Raw genomic sequence first — 19,395 nt, forward strand, 5'->3', positions numbered from 1 at the left:
TGCACACCATTAAAGGATTAATACGTGTCGAAACTCATCGTCCCTGCGACCCATATCGCCCACGTTCGCGCACTTGAAGTTACCCCCATCGACGTCTCGGCGAATCCCCATGCGCCGCCCACCCATATGCGCAATCAGACGCAGGCGCCTGACATTGATCCGTCGCTTCGCAAAACCCTCAAAGCCCTGGACAAGCATCTGGGCCTGCTACGCATCGGTGAGATCATGATCAGTCGGGTCGAATTGCAAGCGCTGGGGGCGACCATTGACGGTCAACCGGTCAGTGCGGCGAACGCCCACATCAAGAGCGTGGATCAGGCATTTCTCGACGGACTCAATTTTCAATCGGCGCAGGTGCAGTCGCGCTTGCAGGCCGTGGATTTCCCCGCCAATGACATAGCGGCAATGCTGTTCTACGAAATTGCCTGCAAGCGCTCGATTGATGCCGGCCCACTGTTCATCAGTGATACACCACTGGTTTCCGGCAGCGCCATGGATCGCCTCAACAAGCTGGGCAAGGCTGCGCAAAAGCTGGAAATCCACCGTGCGGACGCGTTTGAAAACGCACCGGGCTGGATCAACAAGAGCAAAAGCTATTTGATGAGCGGCGCGGGAGTCGGCATGCAAGCCTTCGGCATCTACAGCAGCTACATGGCGCTGACCGATGCGATCAAGAAAGGCGAGGCACTGGAAATGCTGTACTACGGCGGATCCATCGCTGCAGAACTCGGCTCGCTGATCATCGAGCAGGGCCTGACCAGAACAGGCCAGGCGATGCTGACTCAGGGCAGCAACGTGCTGAGGGGTTTTGCGCTGACCTCAATCGGCAAATACATGAGCCGTGGTGCGGGACTGTTCGCCAGCGCGATTACCTTGCCGTTCGACATCGTTGACGCGATCAAATCCTTCAACGCCGCCGCCGCGACATCGGGCAAACAAGCTCAGGATCATTATTTCAGCGGTGCCCTGAGTGTAGCGGGCGCGGGTATCAGCCTGGTGCTGGGCGTCGCCGCGCTGGCCGGCTTCGGCAGCGTTGCCGGCCCGCTCGGCCTTGCGGCCGCTGCGCTGCTCATCGGCGGATCGATGGTTTATCAGGCCGCCAGGGTCGTCGACGATATCGACGACTACATCGAACTGACGACACTCGAGCGTCTGCGCTCGGGATGGTTCGCCTTCACCGGCAAGGAACTGGACACCGAGGTGATGGATCGCTTCAAACTGTCCAGGCTTTACAGTGACTATGGAAAACAGCTCGAACTGTCGGCGAAAGACATGCTGGCCGGTGCTTACAAGGACTCCATCGCACAGGTAGTCAATGGCGCGTTTCGCGCTGAACTGCGCCCTGTCGAACTGTGGCGTTACCAGTGGGACGAAAGCGCCGGGCAGTTGCCGTTCAGACTCGACAGCCAAGCGGTGATCGTCGGCGGCGACGATGCAGTCGACGCAAGCCTCGGATTACCCGACAACCTCAAAGGCATGGTCAGCGGCAGCCCAGGCGAAGGCAAAGGCGTGTTCTGGCGTCTGGGTGATGGCAACGACCGCGTGGTTGGCGTCAAGGCGCGGCCCAACCTCTTCACCTACCGCGACGGCCATAAGGCACTGACGGGCGGCGACACAAATGATGCGTTCTACCAGGAAGTCTCTGATCAGGAACTGGATCGATCGAGCAAACCGCCGCACATCAATGTGCTGGATGGCGGCTCGGGCAACGACCTGGTTGCGTTCGAAGGCGTCCGCCCGATTACCGACACGCGTTACATCGGTCACGACGTCAACCTGCAAACCGGCAAGGTCTCACTTCGCAGCCCGGACTCTGCGAACGACACCCTCGAAGTCGCCCACCTGACCTCCATTGAAAACGTTGCGACCTTGCGCAAAGGCACGAGCACTATCACGGGCAATGAACAGCCCAACCAGATTTCCGCCAACGGTTACGACCGCATCAGCGCCGGCGACGGCAACGACACGATCGCAATCACTGGTACCGAGTGCACGGTTGAGGGCGGCGGCGGCGAAGATCGCTATTACATCGCCGACACCAATGCACGTACAACGATCATCGAATGTGGCGACCATTCGAGCCTGATCGAACTCGGCTGGCCGATGGCGGTCATTCAACGCTGGCAAATCATCGGCACCTCACTGGTGGTCAACTCCTTGCGCGGCAGGGACGGCAGCGACCCCGACCATGTGCTGACCCTTGAAAACGTCTATCGGACAGTCAACGGTCAGCGCCAATTGAACAATGCTCGGTGGGTGTTCCGCACTCTCGATGGCTATGAACTGCGCGCGCAACTGCCCACTCGACCTGGAGAAGCGTTGAGTCAGGACATCGAGGTTGCCGTCACTGTCAGCGGACGGCCGGCACCCGCCCCGGCAATCGTCAACGGTGGCACGGTGGCGCTGGACGGTCAGGGCGTGCGGCGCCACTTCGTCGCACGTACCGAGCACAGGGTCGAATTCGTCGCCACAGGCAACGCTACCGGCGCCCGCACCATTTACCTGGATTACCAGGACAGCGAGATTGTCGACGTGGTGGTCAGCTATGGCCTGGAAGTGCGCCAGGGTGTTTCGGGCAATACGCACCTGACCTACAACAACATCAGCCTGTCGATTCTGCTGCCATCCAAGGTGCTGGCCTTCAAAGGCGTGATCCAGACGATTGCCGCCGCGACGGGCTACAGTGGCCAAAACAGCCTGAAGGTCACGACACCGCTTCTGGCCCGGGACATCATGCTGGTCATGCAGGATGACGTTTCATACCGCGTGCAGGTGCCCGCGTTCGATTACCGGGACGACGCCAGAAACCCCGGAATCCGTGTGCTCAGCTCGCGGAGCTGGTTGAAGCGGCGCAACGGAAAATATCCATTCATCCGTCCGCTGGTCAGCGAGAAACCATCACTGGGCACCCAGAACAGCAAAGTGGTCATCGAATCGCGGCCGCACACCGGGATTTATCTGCTCGAAGGCAAAAGCGCGACCTACGACGTTTATCTCGCCAGCAACAGCATCCTGCGTCTGGCCACACCGGGCGCTGCGGCAAAAACGGCCAATGCATCGAGATGGAATCTGTTCACCCGTGCCCTGACAGAAACCGTCACGCGCGCCGACATTCAGCTCCAGGGCAACCGCCTGCGCATTGCCAGCGTCACGGTGGAGTTGCCGGACATCTTGGATGACACTCCGGTGGAGTCCATTTGTGTGGTGACGTCAGCCGGCAACATTTATGAAGTCTCGCTGCTGTTTGAGGTGTTGCAGCTGTATGTGATCGATGCGCGTGGCTACGCCAGTGTCGAGGCATTGCTGACGGATATCGACAAGCACAAACAGCGCCACGAAATGGCCGCGCGGGTCTACGTCACCCACATCGGTTACAAACCCGAGACAGCGGGCACGCTGGTTTACAACTCGGTGAGCAATCAATGGCGCCTGCTCAATGATCTGCAAGAGCGCGTCGACCGCGAAGGTCTGTTCATCCCGGTCAACATGAGCTGACGGTGCGCTGCCGGTTTCAACATCGTGTCAGGGTGGGCCTGCGCTGATCTTCGTTTGCGCCTTGAGTCATGCGTTTTGCAAGTGAAACTAGGCGAACAGTTCGCCCTGCAACTCGTCGAGTAATGCCTGGATCGCATCCAGCCGTTGCTGAGGGTCGTCGAGTTGCAGCAGATCGATCTTGTCTTCTTCGGCGAACGGCAACAGGTAGGCAAGCTGATTGGCCAGTGACTGTTGACCGGCGGCTTCAGTGCCCATGTCCAACGCTTCGACCATCGGGTGTTCGGCCAGCGCCTTGAGCAGCGCGACCAGATCGGCGTCCTCGTCCTGCAACGGTTGCTCGGGCTCATCGTCCAGCCATTCGACGTCGGCGACGATCAACTGATCGCGCTGCACTTCGGTGCGCAACACCGTGAAACGCCGCCCGCCCTGGATACGAATGCCGAGCAGGCCGTTGTCCTGTTGCTGGAAATCGGTGATCCGCGCTTCGCAGCCAACCAGCGCAAAACCTTCCGGCGCGACGCCGACTTCGCTGCCCTCAAGGATGCACACCACCCCGAAGCCGACGCCCTGTTTCATGCAGCGGCCGATCATGTCGAGGTAGCGCGCCTCGAAGATCTGCAGATCGAGGTTGCAGCCGGGGAACAGCACCGTGTTCAGCGGAAAAAGCGGCAGACTCATAGACATTTCCTTACACCACCATCGACACCGCCAACGGCAGGAACACCGCCGTGGCCACACCCATCAGACTCATTGCCAGCGCGGCGAACGCGCCGCACTCATCGTTTTCCTGCATCGCCACCGCCGTGCCGACCGCATGAGCGGTCATGCCCAGCGCCATGCCGCGCGCTTCGGGGCTATGCACGCCGAGGCGGGTCAGCAGCGCCGGGCCGAAGATCGCGCCGATGACCCCGGTGATCAATACAAACACCGCTGCCAGCGCCGCCACACCGCCGATCTGCTCGGCAACCAGCATGGCGATCGGCGACGTCACCGATTTAGGCGCCATGGTCATCAGGATCATGTGATCGGCACCGAACCACCAGCCCAGCGCCACGCCCATGCCCGTTGCGACCACCCCGCCTATCACCAGCGTAGTAAAAATCGGCCAGAACAATTGCCGGATGCGCCGCAGATTCAAATAGAGCGGCACCGCCAGCGCCACCGTGGCCGGCCCCAGCAGAATGCTGAGGATTTCGGTGCTCTTGCGATACTCCGCGTAGGTCAGGCCGCAGCCGACCAGCACACCGATCACCAACAACATGGAGACCAGCACCGGTTGCAGAAAGATCCAGCGGGTTTTCTCGAACGCCGCCAGCACCAGTTGATAGGCACCGAGGGTGATGCCAATGCCGAACAGCGGATGGTGAATCACCGACGCCCACGCGCCTTGCCAGTCGAACAGCATCAGGATTCCTCCGCCGGCGGCGCGTGACGTTTGACCAGCCGCTGCATGAGCACGCCGGCAAACGCCATCGACAGGATCAGCGAGACCACCAGCGCGCCGACGATCGCCCAGAAATCGGCGGCAATCGCCGTGGCATACACCATCACGCCCACCGCCGGCGGCACCAGCAGCAACGGCAGATAACGCAGCAGGCTGCCCGCTGCCTGATTCAGCGGCTCGCCGACTTCACCGCGAATGATCAGGAACACCAGCAACAGCAGCAGCCCGATGATCGGCCCCGGCAATATCGGCAACAGCAAATGATTGAGCGCCGTGCCGAGCAGTTGGAACAGCACCAGCAGGGTCAGGCCACGTAACAACATCTGACATCTCCGTCTTCTATTTCACCCAGCAGGGGCTCGGCATTATAAGCATGCCGGCGCTATGGACCGGCATTCGCCAAAAGCATGGTCGGTTGACCTGAGCAAATCGCCATGATGATCTACAGTGGTTCGCAGGCCGGTCAAATCCGCCCCCTGAAAAACTATAAAACCGATGAACCCAAGGAGAGTCTCAATGCCCTATGTTCCCGTTGCAGAGCTCAAAGATTATGTCGGCAAGGAACTTGGACGTTCCGAATGGCTCACCATCGATCAGGAGCGCATCAACCTGTTCGCCGAAGCCACTGGTGATTTTCAGTTCATTCACGTCGATCCGGTCAAGGCTGCGCAAACGCCGTTTGGCAGCACGATTGCCCATGGTTTCCTGTCGCTGTCGCTGATGCCGAAACTGATGGAAGACATCCTCGTGCTGCCCGAAGGCGTGAAGATGGTCGTCAACTATGGCCTGGACAGCGTGCGTTTCATCCAGCCGGTCAAGGTCAATTCGAAAGTCCGACTGAAGGTCGACATGGTCGAAGTGACCGAGAAAAAACCCGGCCAGTGGCTGCTCAAGGCCACCGCGACACTGGAGATAGAAGGCTCGGACAAACCGGCCTACATCGCCGAGCCGCTGTCACTCTGCTTCGTCTGATCATCCCGGATGCGAAGCAGCGCACGCTGTTTCGCGTCACGTCTGTATATATGCGACGCATAGCTGCGGCATACTCGGTCGCCTAATTGCCCGGATCCCGCTATGCGCTCAATCGCTCGACTTGCACCCCTTGCCCTGACCCTGATGCTCACCGCTTGCGGCGACGGCGAATCGCTGTTGCCGCCGGATGCGCGCCTGCCCGATGGCGGTCGCTATCGCGGTGAACTGGTCGACGGCTTGCTGCAAGGTCAGGGCCGCGTCGACTACCCCAACGGCAGTTGGTACGCCGGAGAGTTCGACAAGGGGCAGTGGCACGGGCAGGGCGAATGGCATGGCAGCAATGGCGAGGTCTATCGCGGCCAGTTCCAGCAAGGTCTGTTTGATGGACAGGGCAGCCTGAGCACCAATGCCAGCAGTTATACCGGTGGTTTCAAGCAGGGCCGGCGCGATGGCGAAGGTACGCTGAAAGAAAACGGCATGACCTATCGCGGCGAGTTCAAGGCTGACCAGTATTCCGGCCTCGGCCGTCTGGAAATGGACGACGGCAGCTCCTATCAAGGCCAGTTCGCCCACGGCAAACCCAACGGCGAAGGCCAGCGCGGCGATGCCAGCGGCAATTCGTTCACGGGCCATTTCGTCAACGGTCAACTGGAAGGCAACGGCACTTACAACAGCGCCGACGGCGATATCTACTTCGGCGGCTTCAAGAACAATCAATTGCACGGCAAAGGCCGCTACGAGAACGCCGACGGCGACGTCTGGCTCGGCCAGTTCAAGGAAGGCGCGCTGACCGGCAAGGGCGAACTGATCGGCGCTGATGGCAGCCATTACATCGGTGTGTTCAATGACTGGCGCTTCACCGGCCAGGGCCGTTTGAACCTCGCCGATGGCAGCTTCTACATCGGCGGCTTCGACAACGACAGCTATTCAGGACGCGGTACTCTGGTGCTGACCGATGGCAGCGTGCTCAGCGGCACCTGGATCAACGGCCAACGCGTACGTGACGCCGACGGCAAGTTGCTGCCCGACACTCTCGAACTCGGTCTGCTCGCCCAGGGTCGTCTGCTCGACGAGGCACTGGCGGCGATCCCCGCTTCGACTCCGGCAGTCGAGTTGTACACCCTGACCCTCGGTGGCGACGGCAAGCAAAGCGTGTTCCTGCGTGAATCCGATTACGTCGCCAACATGCTCAGTACGCGCTTCGGCGCCTACGGCCAGATCCGCCTGGTCAATCATCGCGATCATCTCGGCGACCGGCCGATGGCCACCCGCGAAAACCTGCGCCGCGCCGCGCAAGCCCTTGCCGAACGCAGCGGGCCGGAAGACCTGCTGTTCATTTATCTGACCAGCCACGGCACCGCCGAACATGAACTGGTGCTCGATCAGCCGCGCATGGAGCTGGCCGACCTGCCCGCCGATGAACTCGCCGCCGTGCTCGCGCCGCTGAAGCATCGCGACAAGGTCATCGTGATTTCCTCGTGCTATTCCGGTGGATTTATCCCGGCGCTGAAGGACGAACGCACGCTGATCATGACTGCCTCGCGCGCCGATCGGGTGTCGTTCGGTTGCTCGGAAGAAGCCAACTTCACTTATTTCGGCGATGCGCTGTTTGCCCAGGCACTGAACCAGACCGACGACCTTGAGCAGGCATTCAAACTGGCCAAGGCCACCGTCGCCGAACGTGAGCTGGCCGACGGCTTCGAAGCCTCGGAGCCGCAGATCTGGGCGCCGAAAACCGTGCTGTCGCATTGGCAGCTGCTGCGAAAACAGCAGGCGCGCAAAGCGTTGCAAAGCAGCGCATTGAACGACGCGGCGAAAAAAGGCAACTAAGCTGAACAGTATCAAGGGAGAGACACTATGTACTTGACGCCTCAGCACGTATTGCTTGCCGGAGCCACCGGACTGACCGGTGAACATCTGCTCGACCGTTTGCTCAACGAACCAACCATTACCCGTGTCCTCGCCCCTTCGCGCCGGCCGCTGGCCGAGCATCCGCATCTGGAAAACCCGGTCGGTGACCCGCAGGCGTTTCTGCCGCAGCTCAGTGGCCGGGTCGATATCGCCTACTGCTGCCTCGGCACCACTATCAAGCAGGCCGGCTCCGAAGAAGCCTTTCGCGCAGTCGATCTGGACATGGTCGTGGCGTTTGCCAAGCGCGCGCGGGAAATGGGCGCGCGGCACCTGATCGTGATCAGTGCGATTGGCGCCGATCCGAATTCCTCGGTGTTCTACAACCGGGTCAAAGGTGAAATGGAACAGGCCCTGCGCGCGCAGAACTGGCCGCAGCTGACCATTTGCCGACCCTCGCTGTTGCTTGGCGAACGCACCGAACCACGCCTGGTCGAGCAACTGGCCGGGCCGTTATCGAAGCTGATTCCGGGGAAATATCACGGCATCGAAGCGTGCCAGTTGGCGCGAGCGATGTGGCGCCTGGCGCTGGAAGAACAGGATGGGGTGCGGGTGATCGAATCGGATGAACTGAGGAAGCTCGGCAAATAATCCATCCACCCATGATGATCGTTCCCACGCTCTGCGTGGGAATGCAGCCATGGACGCTCTGCGTCCTAAAAAGCGTGACGCGGAGCGTCACAGGATGCGTTACCACGCAGAGCGTGGGAACGATCAGTCGCTACAATCCACCAGTCGCTTGAAAACCTACTCCAATCACCGTCAGCAACGACAACGGTAACAACAGCGTATCGAGCAACGCGCTGGCCGGCAGGTCCACTCCCGGATAGCTCGGCGCCTCGGCACCGAACCGGTCCATCGCACAACACCCGCCGTTCAACGCATACAAATCCAGCCGCGTCCCGGCATACACCACCGGCGCGCCGGGTTTGGCCGCATCCAGCGTGCGCACGGTAGCGCATCCACCCAATTGCAGGGCCAGCACAAGCACCAGCAGCTTATTCATCGCTGCTCAAGTGATGCTCGCCCCAACGCGGCAGCATGTCCTGCGGGATGCCGAGCAGATTGAGGATCCGCGCCACAACGAAGTCGATCAGATCATCGATGGTCTGCGGCTGGTGATAGAAGCCCGGCGAGGCCGGCAGTATCGTCACGCCCAGATTCGACAGCTTGAGCATGTGCTCCAGATGAATGCTCGAGTACGGCGCCTCGCGCGGCACCAGAATCAACTGGCGGCGCTCTTTCAGCGTAACGTCCGCCGCGCGTTCGATCAGGTTGTTGCAGGCGCCGGTGGCAATCGCCGACAGCGTGCCGGTCGAACACGGCACCACCACCATGGCTGCCGGCGAGCCGGAGCCCGAAGCCACCGGCGACATCCAGTCTTCCTTGCCATACACGCGAATCTGCCCGGCAGCGGCGCCGGTGTATTCGGTCAGAAAGGCCTGCATCATCTGCGGCTTGTTCGGCAGGGACACATCGGTCTCGGTGGCCATTACCAGTTGCGCCGCCTTGGAGATCAGGAAGTGCACTTCGCGATCTTCGCGCACCAGGCAATCGAGCAGGCGCAAGCCGTACTGCGCGCCCGATGCGCCGGTCATCGCCAGGGTGATGCGTTCCGGGCCGCCGGCCTGGGAAAAACTGTTCATTGCAGTGCCTCGGCAAGCTTGCCGTGCAGGCCGCCGAAGCCGCCGTTGCTCATGATCACCACGTGAGTACCGGGCTGCGCCTGGCTCTTCACGCGCTCGATGATGCCTTCCAGCGAATCGCTGACGATGGACGGCACGGTGCATAACGCTGCGGTGGCGCCGAGATCCCAACCGAGATTGGCCGGGGCATACCAGATCACTTGATCGGCATCGACCACACTGTCCGGCAAACCGTCACGGTGGGCGCCGAGCTTCATCGAATTGGAGCGCGGCTCGATGATCGCAATCAGTGGCGCGTCGCCGATGCGTTTGCGCAGGCCATCAAGCGTGGTGGCGATGGCGGTCGGGTGGTGAGCGAAGTCGTCGTAAATGGTGATGCCGCGCACCTCGGCGACTTTCTCCATGCGTCGTTTGACGTTCTTGAACGCGCTCAACCCGGCGATGCCCATCGATGGCACCACGCCAACGTGACGCGCCGCAGCCAGCGCGGCCAAGGCATTGGCGACGTTGTGTTGACCGGTCAATTCCCACTCGACGGTGCCCTGGGACACGCCTTCGAACATCACTTCGAACGCCGAACCGTCCTCGCTCAGTAGTTTTACCTGCCACTGACCGCCGGCGCCGGTGGTTTGCACCGGGGTCCAGCAACCCATCTCGATCACGCGCTGCAAGGCCGGCTCGGTGGTCGGGTGGATGACCAGCCCTTCGCTCGGAATGGTGCGCACCAAGTGATGAAACTGACGCTCGATTGCTGGTAGATCAGGGAAGATGTCGGCGTGATCGAACTCAAGATTGTTGAGGATCGCAGTGCGCGGACGGTAGTGAACGAATTTCGAACGCTTGTCGAAAAAGGCGCTGTCGTATTCGTCAGCCTCGATCACAAAGAACGGCGTACCGCCCAGGCGCGCCGACACCGAGAAATTCTGCGGCACGCCGCCGATGAGGAAACCCGGGCTCATCCCGGCATGTTCCAGCACCCAGGCAAGCATGCTGCTCGTGGTGGTTTTGCCATGCGTACCGGCCACGGCCAATACCCAGCGACCTTGCAGCACGTGGTCAGCCAGCCACTGCGGGCCGGAGACGTACGGCAGGCCTTTGTTCAGCACATATTCCACCGCCGGGTTGCCACGGGACATGGCATTGCCGATTACCACCAGATCCGGCGCCGGATCGAGCTGTGCCGGGTCATAACCCTGCGTCAGCTGAATGCCCTGGGCCTCGAGCTGCGTGCTCATCGGCGGATAGACGTTGGCGTCGGAGCCGGTGACGTGATGACCCAGCTCTTTGGCCAACACCGCCATCGAGCCCATGAAAGTCCCGCAGATACCCAGAATATGAATGTGCATAGTCGACCTCGTAAAACATGGCCGCAGGTTAGCGTAGGGAGGGGGAAATGGCACTCTTTAGCTGAAGGATGGAGACGGGTTGGCGGCTACATCTGCGCACGGCTTCAGACCGCAGCCCCTCACCCCAGCCCTCTCCGGAGGGAGAGGGAGCCGATCTCGGTCGCTTTCAAATTTTTAGTTCGGCTCGATATTTCAGGTCGGCGTAAATCGCCAAAACACCTCGGTCAGTCCCCTCTCCCTCTGGGAGAGGGTTAGGGTGAGGGCTTTCAGCTGACACGCCGCTCAATTCCGTGTTTACGCAGTTTTCTATAAAGGGTGTTGCGGCTTACGCCCAGTTGCTGCGCTGTATGGGTCATGTGCCAGCGCGTCTGCTCCAGCGCATTGAGCAATGCAAGACGCTCGGCGTCGTCCAGTGGCTGGGCGGCGATCTGCGCCGCCACAACCGCCGGCCGCGCCTGCCGAATCATCACCGGTAAATCCTCAACGCCGACCCGCCCGCCATCACACAACGCCGCCAGGGTGCGCAGGACATTGCGCAACTGCCGCACATTGCCCGGCCAGTTGAATGCCAACAACGCCTGCCGCGCCGGTTCGTCGATCAGAATCGTTTCGCCCCCTGCCTCCTCGGCCAGCAGAAAATCCAGCAACTGCGATTTATCACTGCGCTCGCGCAATGCCGGCAACGCCACTTCCAGCCCGTTCAAGCGGTAATACAGGTCTTCACGGAAACTGCCGTCCTCGACTCGTTCGAGCAAATTGCGGTGCGTCGCACTGATGATGCGCACGTCCACCGCTTGCGGTTCACCGCCAATCGGCACCACTTGCCGATCTTCCAGCACCCGCAGCAAACGCGTCTGCAACGCCAGTGGCATGTCGCCGATTTCGTCGAGGAACAAGGTGCCGCCATCTGCCTGTTGCAGCTTGCCGCGCATGCCGTCCTTGCGTGCGCCGGTGAAGCTGCCGCCGCGATAACCGAACAATTCGCTCTCGATCAGGCTTTCCGGAATGGCCGCGCAATTGAGTGCGACAAAAGCGTTGCCGCAGCGCTGGCTGGCCTGATGCACTGCCTTGGCGAACGCTTCCTTGCCCGAGCCGGTTTCGCCGTTGATCAACAGCGGCACGTCGCGCTCGAACACGCGCAGGGCTTTGCGAAATTCCGCCTGCAACGCTTCATCGCCGAGGCAGATGCCGGACAGGCGTGGCGCTGGAGCAGCGATTGGCGTTGGAACGATGGCCATCGGCTTGCGCGATTCGCCGCGCAACACGGCAAACAGATGCCGGCCATCACGGGTGCGCAGCGGCCAACTGGCGCTGGCGTTGGCACTCGCCCGCCCTAGCAGGTCATCCAGCGAACAATCGAAAAACGCTTCCACCGGTTTACCGAGCAAACCACCGCGAATATGCCCGAGCAGGTTCAGCGCACTCTGGTTGACTGCGCTGATCCGCCCTTCGCCGTCAAACGCCAGCAGCCCTTCGCTGAACAGGCCGACGGACTCGGCCTGCAGATGAAAACGCAGCAACCATTGATTATCGAAACAGCGCAGGAAGTAGCAGCTCTCGATCATCTTCGCCGACAGATTGACCAGCGCCATGGTGTGGAACTGACTTTGCCGTGAAACGTCTGGCCTTGCCGAGGACACATCGAGTACCGCCAGCAATTCACCATGGGGATCGAACACCGGGCTCGCCGAACAGGTCAGCCCGGTATGGCGGCCGCGAAAATGCTCGTCCTGGTGAATGGTCAGCGCCTGACGCTCGACCAGACAGGTGCCGATGCCGTTGGTGCCTTCGCAGGCTTCGCTCCAGTCGGCGCCGAGCCAGAGCCCGGCGCGCTCGAAAATCTTCCGTTCGGCCGGCGCGGTGACGCAATTGAGGATCACACCGCGCGCGTCAGTCAGCAGCACCGCATGGCCGGCACCGGAGAGTTGCTGATGCAGGCTAGTCATCTCGGTGCCGGCGATTTGCAGCACTTGTTGCAGACGTTCGCGACTTTCCAGTACTCGGCCATGCTCGAGCACGGTCGGCGCCATGGTCACAGAAGGATCGAGGTGATAGTCCTCAAGGCAACGCAGCCACGAACGGGCGATCGATGGATCGGCGCCGGGGCCGTGCAGGTGCGGTTTGCCCTGGGTGACGGTGAGAACCTGGCGGGCATGGCGACTCAAATGGTTGTCGTGCATTTCTTATTGTTCTCCCCGGGGCGCGATGGCCCAAAGCATGAGGTGACGCCCAGCATCCTCCAGCGGCTCCGGCATTGCAATGCCGGCAAGACCGTCCGGTCAAGGGCTGTGCCGCAAGCGGTACAAACTGTCACTCGCGCTGTACCGAAACCGTCACAGCGCCACTCCATTCGTCCGAGACAAACCGGCCAAGCCCTTGATTTGCCTGACCTGCACGGCAGTGGCCCGAGCCTTGCTCTACGCTTATAGCAAGCGCACTTGCGCGTTTCTCTAATAAGTACAAAGCCAAGGAGAACATCATCATGCGTTACGCCCATCCCGGTACCGACGGCGCCAAAGTCTCGTTCAAGAGCAAGTACGGTAACTACATCGGCGGCGAATTCGTCGCGCCGGTCAAAGGTCAGTACTTCACCAATACCTCGCCAGTCAATGGCCAGCCAATCGCCGAATTCCCCCGCTCCACCGCCGAGGACATCGACAAGGCGCTGGACGCTGCCCACGCCGCCGCCGATGCGTGGGGCGCCACTTCCGTGCAGGCGCGATCGCTGATCCTGCTGAAAATCGCCGATCGCATCGAAGAGAATCTCGAACTGCTGGCGATCACCGAAACCTGGGACAACGGTAAAGCCATCCGCGAAACCCTCAACGCCGACATCCCGCTCGCCGCTGACCATTTCCGTTATTTCGCCGGTTGCCTGCGCGCCCAGGAAGGCAGCGCTGCGGAAATCGACGGCAACACTGTGGCCTATCACATTCATGAACCGCTGGGCGTGGTCGGCCAGATCATCCCGTGGAACTTCCCGCTGCTGATGGCCGCGTGGAAACTCGCGCCAGCGCTGGCCGCCGGTAACTGCGTGGTGCTCAAGCCTGCCGAGCAAACCCCGCTGGGCATCTGCGTGCTGATGGAACTGATCGGCGACCTGCTGCCGCCGGGCGTGCTCAATGTCGTGCAAGGTTTCGGTAAAGAGGCAGGCGAAGCGCTGGCGACCAGCAAGCGCATCGCCAAAATTGCTTTCACCGGCTCGACCCCGGTCGGCTCGCACATCATGAAATGCGCAGCGGAAAACATCATTCCGTCGACCGTGGAACTGGGCGGCAAGTCGCCGAACATCTTCTTCGAAGACATCATGCAGGCCGAGCCGAGCTTCATCGAAAAGGCTGCCGAAGGCCTGGTGCTGGCGTTCTTCAACCAGGGCGAAGTGTGCACCTGCCCTTCCCGCGCGCTGGTGCAGGAATCGATCTACGACGAATTCATGCAGGCAGTGATGAAGAAAGTCAGCCAGATCAAACGTGGCGACCCGCTGGACACCGACACCATGGTCGGCGCCCAGGCATCGGAGCAGCAATTCGACAAGATCCTCTCGTACCTGGAAATCGCCAAGGGCGAAGGTGCGGAACTGCTGACCGGCGGTAAGGTGGAAAAACTCGAGGGCAGCCTGGCCACCGGTTATTACATCCAGCCGACCCTGCTCAAGGGCACCAACAAGATGCGCGTGTTCCAGGAAGAAATCTTCGGCCCGGTGGTGAGCATCACCACCTTCAAGGACGAAGCCGAAGCCCTGGCGATTGCCAACGACACCGAGTTCGGCCTCGGCGCCGGCCTGTGGACCCGCGACATCAACCGCGCCTACCGGATGGGCCGGGCGATCAAGGCCGGTCGCGTGTGGACCAACTGCTACCACCTGTACCCGGCGCATGCCGCGTTCGGCGGTTACAAGAAGTCCGGCGTCGGGCGTGAAACCCACAAAATGATGCTCGACCATTATCAGCAGACCAAGAACCTGCTGGTGAGCTACGACATCAATCCGTTGGGATTCTTCTGATCCTGCGATGCTGATCGTTCCCACGCTCTGCGTGGGAATCCAGCCCGGGACGCTCCGCGTTCCTTCAAAGCCGAACGCGGAGCGTCCGTTGATACATTCCTATGCTGCGCGTGGGAACGATCAGGTTCCTGGCTGTAGCCGGGCCAATAAAACAATAAAAATGGTGAACCCTATGCCAAGCGAATCCCCGGCCGGCGCTCCGGCGACCGGCTCCTCCGTCGACTTCGAAAAAGTCGGCACCGATTATTTCCAACAACGCGAACTGAAAAAAGGCGCCGCCGGCTGGGTCCTGCTGGTGGGCCTCGGCGTCGCTTATGTGATTTCCGGCGACTACGCCGGCTGGAATTTCGGCCTCGCCCAGGGTGGCTGGGGCGGGATGTTTCTCGCCACGCTGCTGATGGCGACCATGTACCTGTGCATGTGTTTTTCCCTGGCCGAATTGTCGTCGATGATTCCCACCGCTGGCGGCGGCTACGGTTTCGCCCGCAGTGCGTTCGGGCCGTGGGGCGGGTTTCTCACCGGCACCGCGATCCTCATCGAATACGCCATCGCCCCCGCCGCCATCGCGGTGTTCATCGGTGCCTACTGCGAGTCGCTGTTCGGTATTGGCGGCTGGATGATCTATCTGGCGTTCTACATCATCTTCATCGCCATCCACATTTTCGGGGTCGGCGAAGCGCTCAAGCTGATGTTCATCATTACCGCCGTCGCCGCGCTGGCGCTGGGGGTGTTTCTGGTGGCGATGGTGCCGCACTTCGACGTTGCCAACCTGCTCGACATCCCGGTGACCACTGCGGTCGGTGCCAGCCCGTTTCTGCCGTTCGGCTACGTCGGCGTGTGGGCGGCGATTCCCTATGCGATCTGGTTTTTCCTCGCCGTCGAAGGCGTGCCATTGGCCGCAGAAGAAACCAAAAACCCCAAGCGCGATCTGCCGCGTGGCCTGATAGGGGCAATGCTGGTGCTGCTGATGTTTGCCCTGCTGATTCTGATCGTCGGTCCCGGCGGCGCTGGTGCGAATTCGCTGCTGACCTCCGGTAATCCACTGGTCGAAGCACTGAGCAAAGCCTACGGTGGCTCGACCTGGATGGGCAGCTTCGTCAACCTTGTCGGTCTGGCTGGGCTGATTGCCAGTTTCTTCTCGATCATCTACGCCTACTCGCGGCAGATCTTCGCGCTGTCGCGGGCCGGTTATCTGCCGCGCAAACTGTCGCAGACCAACAAGAGCAAGGCACCGGTGCTGGCTCTGGTGATTCCCGGCATCATCGGCTTTGGTCTGTCGCTGACCGGCCAGGGCGATTTGCTGATTCTGGTCGCGGTGTTCGGCGCGACCATTTCCTATGTGCTGATGATGGCCGCGCACATCACCCTGCGTATCCGGCGCCCCAAAATGGACCGGCCGTATCGCACGCCGGGCGGCATTTTCACCTCGGCTGTGGCGCTGGTATTGGCGTGCATCGCCGTGGTGGCGGGTTTCCTCGTCGATCCACGGGTGGTGATCGGCGCCGCGATCATCTATGGAGTGTTAATTGCTTACTTTGCTTTCTACAGTCGGCATCACTTGGTAGCAGGCACGCCGGAAGAAGAATTCGCGGCGATTCAAAAAGCTGAACAAGCCTTGCACTGATTGTCGAAAACCACGGCGCAGACGCATTCTGCGCCGTCACGGAGAACGCTTAATGGCCAGTTTTGCTCACACGGTCGGCGCGCAGACTTACCGCTTCGACAGCCTCAAAGACGTCATGGCCAAGGCCAGCCCCGCCCGCTCGGGGGACTTTCTCGCCGAGATCGCCGCGCTCAACGACGGCGAACGGGTGGCCGCGCAAATGGCCCTGGCGGACATCCCGCTCACGCACTTCCTGCAGGAAGCGCTGATTCCCTACGAAGCCGATGAAGTCACTCGACTGATCATCGACACCCACGACAAACAAGCCTTCGCCGTGGTCAGTCACCTCACCGTTGGCGGCTTTCGCGACTGGCTGCTGAGTGACGCGGCGGACGAAACCAGCCTGCGCGCCCTCGCCCCCGGCCTGACCCCGGAAATGGTCGCCGCCGTGTCGAAAATCATGCGTGTACAGGATCTGGTGCTGGTCGCGCAGAAAATCCGCGTGGTCACCCAATTTCGCGGCACCCTCGGTTTGCGCGGGCGCCTGTCGACCCGCCTGCAACCCAACCACCCGACTGACGAGCCGTCCGGCATCGCCGCGAGCATTCTCGACGGCCTGCTCTACGGCAACGGCGATGCGATGATCGGCGTCAACCCGGCCACTGACAGCATCGCTTCGATCTGCGCGATGCTAGAGATGCTCGACGCAATCATCCAGCGCTACGACATCCCGACTCAAGCCTGCGTGCTGACCCACGTCACCACCTCGATCGAGGCGATCAACCGTGGCGTGCCGCTGGATCTGGTGTTCCAGTCGATTGCCGGCACTGAGGCGGCCAACGCCAGTTTCGGCATCAACCTCAACGTGTTGCAGGAAGGCTACGACGCCGGCCTGAGTCTCAAGCGCGGCACCCTCGGGCAGAACCTGATGTATTTCGAAACCGGTCAAGGCAGCGCGCTGTCGGCCAACGCCCACCACGGCATAGATCAACAGACTTGCGAGACAAGGGCCTACGCCGTGGCGCGACATTTCAAGCCGTTCCTGGTGAACACCGTCGTAGGATTTATCGGCCCGGAATACCTCTACAACGGCAAGCAGATCATCCGCGCCGGCCTTGAAGATCACTTCTGCGGCAAGCTGCTCGGCGTGCCGATGGGCTGCGACATCTGCTACACCAACCACGCCGAAGCCGACCAGGACGACATGGATACCCTGCTGACGTTGCTCGGCGTCGCCGGGATCAACTTCATCATGGGCATCCCCGGCTCCGACGACATCATGCTCAATTACCAGACCACTTCGTTTCACGACGCCTTGTACGCCCGCCAGACCCTGGGCCTGAAACCGGCGCCGGAGTTCGAGCAATGGCTGGCCAACATGGGCATCTTCACTCAGGCGGACGGCAAGGTTCGCTTCGGTAACAACCTGCCGCCGGCCTTCCGCCAGGCCTTGGCGCACTTGGGATAAGTCTTATGGAAAAACCACCGGTCGATCCGCAAAACCCCTGGCTGGAACTGCGCCGTCTGACCCCGGCGCGGATTGCCCTGGGCCGCACCGGCACCAGCCTGCCGACGCGGGCGCAGCTGGATTTTCAGTTTGCCCACGCCCAGGCCCGTGATGCCGTGCATCTGGCCTTCGATCACAGCGAAATCAGCGCACAACTGAGCGAGCGCGGGCGGGAAACCCTGGCGCTGCAAAGCGCCGCGCCGGACCGACACACCTATCTGCAACGCCCGGACCTGGGGCGCAAGCTCAGCGATGAATCGGCGCAGACCTTGCGCGATTACGCCAGCCAACACCCGGGCGGGGTCGATCTGGTGATGGTCGTCGCGGATGGCCTGTCGGCGCTGGCGGTGCATCGGCACACGCTGCCGTTCCTGACACGCCTGGAAGAACAGATGAGCGGCGACGGCTGGTCCGTGGCGCCGGTGGTGCTGGTGAAACAGGGTCGCGTCGCCATCGGTGACGAGATCGGCCAACTGCTCGGGGCGAAAATGGTGGTGATGCTGATCGGCGAGCGCCCGGGCTTGAGTTCACCGGACAGCCTCGGGCTGTATTTCACCTACGCGCCGAAGGTCGGCCTCACCGACGCGTATCGCAACTGCATTTCCAATGTTCGGCTTGAAGGTTTGAGCTACGGCATGGCGGCGCATCGCTTGCTGTATCTGATGCGCGAGGCCTGTCGGCGCCAGCTGTCGGGGGTCAACCTGAAGGATGAAGCTCAGCTGCACACATTGGAGGCGGACGACGCTGTCGACATGAAAGGCAACTTCCTGCTCGATCCACCGCCAGCCTGAACCGTTTCCGCATTGCCTTTCTGCGCTGCTTTCAGGCAGGATCGACGCACGGCCGCCCGGGTTTCCCATCGCCGTCAGAGCAGTTGAAGACAGCCACTTGAAGACGAGACCTATCATGCGGATTATTCAAGCGACCCTCGAACATCTGGATTTGCTGACTCCTTTGTTCGTCAAATATCGCGAGTTCTACGGCTCCCTGCCTTACCCGGATTCCTCCCGCGCGTTCCTCGAAAAGCGCTTGCGCCGCAAAGAGTCGGTAATCTATCTGGCCCTGGCCGACGATGACGACAAGAAACTCATGGGTTTCTGCCAGCTCTATCCGAGCTTCTCTTCGTTGTCGCTCAAACGCGTGTGGATTCTCAACGATATCTACGTTGCTGAAGACGCGCGCCGGCAACTGGTCGCCGACAATCTGATCCGTACCGCGAAGAAAATGGCCAAGGAAACCCAGGCCGTGCGCATGCGCGTCTCGACCAGCGCGAACAACGAAGTGGCGCAGAAAACCTACGAATCGATCGGCTTCAAGGAAGACACCGAGTTCAAGAACTACGTACTGCCGATCAGCGACGAGCTCTGACTCCAACGGCTTCGGTGATGAGGGAGTTCGCTCCCTCGCCACGGCCACCTTTTCCCTGACAATTGCTCACTTCGCGACACTCCCCGCTACAAAACCGACGCGC

At 61.1% G+C, this 19,395-nt stretch carries 16 protein-coding genes; 9 read left to right on the plus strand and 7 right to left on the minus strand.

What is annotated here, in order from left to right; all coding sequences use genetic code 11:
* Positions 1-24: 24 nt before the first annotated feature.
* Positions 25-3,495 carry a calcium-binding protein gene (locus AB4N85_RS18230; protein WP_460065349.1) on the plus strand — a complete coding sequence of 1,157 codons (3,471 nt, stop codon included), beginning with the start codon at positions 25-27 and terminating at the stop codon, positions 3,493-3,495.
* An 87-nt stretch (positions 3,496-3,582) separates the two neighbouring features.
* Here AB4N85_RS18230 and AB4N85_RS18235 read toward each other — a convergent pair whose 3' ends face one another.
* Genes AB4N85_RS18235 through AB4N85_RS18245 form a run of 3 tightly spaced genes read right to left on the minus strand, consistent with a single transcriptional unit; the run spans position 3,583 to position 5,262 of the window.
* Positions 3,583-4,173, minus strand: a complete 591-nt coding sequence (locus AB4N85_RS18235; RefSeq protein ID WP_056790666.1) for an LON peptidase substrate-binding domain-containing protein — start codon at positions 4,171-4,173, stop codon at positions 3,583-3,585.
* 10 nt (positions 4,174-4,183) lie between these two features.
* On the minus strand, positions 4,184-4,900 hold the full coding sequence (locus AB4N85_RS18240; RefSeq protein ID WP_016773013.1) for an LrgB family protein: 717 nt from the start codon (positions 4,898-4,900) through the stop codon (positions 4,184-4,186).
* Entirely contained in the window at positions 4,900-5,262 is a 363-nt protein-coding gene (locus AB4N85_RS18245) for a CidA/LrgA family protein (RefSeq protein ID WP_016773012.1), read from the minus strand. Before AB4N85_RS18245 ends, AB4N85_RS18240 begins: the two co-directional genes overlap by 1 nt.
* 193 nt (positions 5,263-5,455) lie before the next feature.
* Here AB4N85_RS18245 and AB4N85_RS18250 point away from each other — a divergent pair, with 193 nt between their 5' ends.
* From AB4N85_RS18250 to AB4N85_RS18260, 3 genes are all read left to right on the plus strand, one after another.
* On the plus strand, positions 5,456-5,911 hold the full coding sequence (locus AB4N85_RS18250) for a MaoC family dehydratase (RefSeq protein ID WP_016773011.1): 456 nt from the start codon (positions 5,456-5,458) through the stop codon (positions 5,909-5,911).
* Positions 5,912-6,013: 102 nt separating this feature from the next.
* Positions 6,014-7,741, plus strand: coding sequence for a C13 family peptidase (locus AB4N85_RS18255; RefSeq protein ID WP_460065354.1), 1,728 nt, complete (start codon positions 6,014-6,016; stop codon positions 7,739-7,741).
* A gap of 27 nt (positions 7,742-7,768) precedes the next feature.
* A complete protein-coding gene (locus tag AB4N85_RS18260) occupies positions 7,769-8,410 on the plus strand; it encodes an oxidoreductase (RefSeq protein ID WP_016773010.1) in 642 nt (213 codons plus the stop codon).
* A 130-nt stretch (positions 8,411-8,540) separates the two neighbouring features.
* Here AB4N85_RS18260 and AB4N85_RS18265 read toward each other — a convergent pair whose 3' ends face one another.
* From AB4N85_RS18265 to AB4N85_RS18280, 4 genes are all read right to left on the minus strand, one after another.
* Complete coding sequence (locus tag AB4N85_RS18265; protein WP_095181909.1) at positions 8,541-8,825, minus strand: YceK/YidQ family lipoprotein; 285 nt, start codon at positions 8,823-8,825, stop codon at positions 8,541-8,543.
* The gene (ubiX, locus tag AB4N85_RS18270; protein ID WP_150638397.1) at positions 8,818-9,465 is read right to left on the minus strand and encodes a flavin prenyltransferase UbiX; all 648 of its coding nucleotides are present in this window, start codon (positions 9,463-9,465) and stop codon (positions 8,818-8,820) included. The genes AB4N85_RS18265 and ubiX overlap by 8 nt, the downstream gene beginning before the upstream one ends.
* Positions 9,462-10,811, minus strand: a complete 1,350-nt coding sequence (gene mpl / locus AB4N85_RS18275) for a UDP-N-acetylmuramate:L-alanyl-gamma-D-glutamyl-meso-diaminopimelate ligase (RefSeq protein WP_016773007.1) — start codon at positions 10,809-10,811, stop codon at positions 9,462-9,464. Before mpl ends, ubiX begins: the two co-directional genes overlap by 4 nt.
* A gap of 266 nt (positions 10,812-11,077) precedes the next feature.
* Entirely contained in the window at positions 11,078-12,991 is a 1,914-nt protein-coding gene (locus AB4N85_RS18280) for a sigma-54-dependent Fis family transcriptional regulator (RefSeq protein WP_460065359.1), read from the minus strand.
* 302 nt (positions 12,992-13,293) lie between these two features.
* Here AB4N85_RS18280 and exaC point away from each other — a divergent pair, with 302 nt between their 5' ends.
* From exaC to AB4N85_RS18305, 5 genes are all read left to right on the plus strand, one after another.
* Positions 13,294-14,814: an acetaldehyde dehydrogenase ExaC gene (exaC, locus tag AB4N85_RS18285; RefSeq protein WP_024014465.1), complete on the plus strand. Its 1,521-nt coding sequence runs from the start codon at positions 13,294-13,296 to the stop codon at positions 14,812-14,814.
* 172 nt (positions 14,815-14,986) lie between these two features.
* Positions 14,987-16,438: an ethanolamine permease gene (eat, locus tag AB4N85_RS18290; protein ID WP_460065362.1), complete on the plus strand. Its 1,452-nt coding sequence runs from the start codon at positions 14,987-14,989 to the stop codon at positions 16,436-16,438.
* A gap of 52 nt (positions 16,439-16,490) precedes the next feature.
* A complete protein-coding gene (locus tag AB4N85_RS18295; protein ID WP_024014467.1) occupies positions 16,491-17,885 on the plus strand; it encodes an ethanolamine ammonia-lyase subunit EutB in 1,395 nt (464 codons plus the stop codon).
* A gap of 5 nt (positions 17,886-17,890) precedes the next feature.
* A complete protein-coding gene (gene eutC / locus AB4N85_RS18300; protein ID WP_252886858.1) occupies positions 17,891-18,715 on the plus strand; it encodes an ethanolamine ammonia-lyase subunit EutC in 825 nt (274 codons plus the stop codon).
* A 115-nt stretch (positions 18,716-18,830) separates the two neighbouring features.
* Complete coding sequence (locus tag AB4N85_RS18305; protein ID WP_016773002.1) at positions 18,831-19,292, plus strand: GNAT family N-acetyltransferase; 462 nt, start codon at positions 18,831-18,833, stop codon at positions 19,290-19,292.
* The last annotated feature ends 103 nt before the right edge of the window (positions 19,293-19,395 follow it).

Source organism: Pseudomonas sp. H1_G08, from assembly GCF_054681355.1.

Excerpts from the sequence above, each read along its gene's own strand:
- AB4N85_RS18235 (WP_056790666.1), bottom strand. The coding sequence starts at position 4,173 with ATGAGTCTGCCGCTTTTTCCGCTGAACACGGTGCTGTTCCCCGGCTGC.
- AB4N85_RS18240 (WP_016773013.1), bottom strand. The coding sequence starts at position 4,900 with ATGCTGTTCGACTGGCAAGGCGCGTGGGCGTCGGTGATTCACCATCCG.
- AB4N85_RS18245 (WP_016773012.1), bottom strand. The coding sequence starts at position 5,262 with ATGTTGTTACGTGGCCTGACCCTGCTGGTGCTGTTCCAACTGCTCGGC.
- AB4N85_RS18250 (WP_016773011.1), top strand. The coding sequence starts at position 5,456 with ATGCCCTATGTTCCCGTTGCAGAGCTCAAAGATTATGTCGGCAAGGAA.
- AB4N85_RS18255 (WP_460065354.1), top strand. The coding sequence starts at position 6,014 with ATGCGCTCAATCGCTCGACTTGCACCCCTTGCCCTGACCCTGATGCTC.
- AB4N85_RS18260 (WP_016773010.1), top strand. The coding sequence starts at position 7,769 with ATGTACTTGACGCCTCAGCACGTATTGCTTGCCGGAGCCACCGGACTG.
- AB4N85_RS18265 (WP_095181909.1), bottom strand. The coding sequence starts at position 8,825 with ATGAATAAGCTGCTGGTGCTTGTGCTGGCCCTGCAATTGGGTGGATGC.
- ubiX (WP_150638397.1), bottom strand. The coding sequence starts at position 9,465 with ATGAACAGTTTTTCCCAGGCCGGCGGCCCGGAACGCATCACCCTGGCG.
- mpl (WP_016773007.1), bottom strand. The coding sequence starts at position 10,811 with ATGCACATTCATATTCTGGGTATCTGCGGGACTTTCATGGGCTCGATG.
- AB4N85_RS18280 (WP_460065359.1), bottom strand. The coding sequence starts at position 12,991 with ATGCACGACAACCATTTGAGTCGCCATGCCCGCCAGGTTCTCACCGTC.
- exaC (WP_024014465.1), top strand. The coding sequence starts at position 13,294 with ATGCGTTACGCCCATCCCGGTACCGACGGCGCCAAAGTCTCGTTCAAG.
- eat (WP_460065362.1), top strand. The coding sequence starts at position 14,987 with ATGCCAAGCGAATCCCCGGCCGGCGCTCCGGCGACCGGCTCCTCCGTC.
- AB4N85_RS18295 (WP_024014467.1), top strand. The coding sequence starts at position 16,491 with ATGGCCAGTTTTGCTCACACGGTCGGCGCGCAGACTTACCGCTTCGAC.
- eutC (WP_252886858.1), top strand. The coding sequence starts at position 17,891 with ATGGAAAAACCACCGGTCGATCCGCAAAACCCCTGGCTGGAACTGCGC.
- AB4N85_RS18305 (WP_016773002.1), top strand. The coding sequence starts at position 18,831 with ATGCGGATTATTCAAGCGACCCTCGAACATCTGGATTTGCTGACTCCT.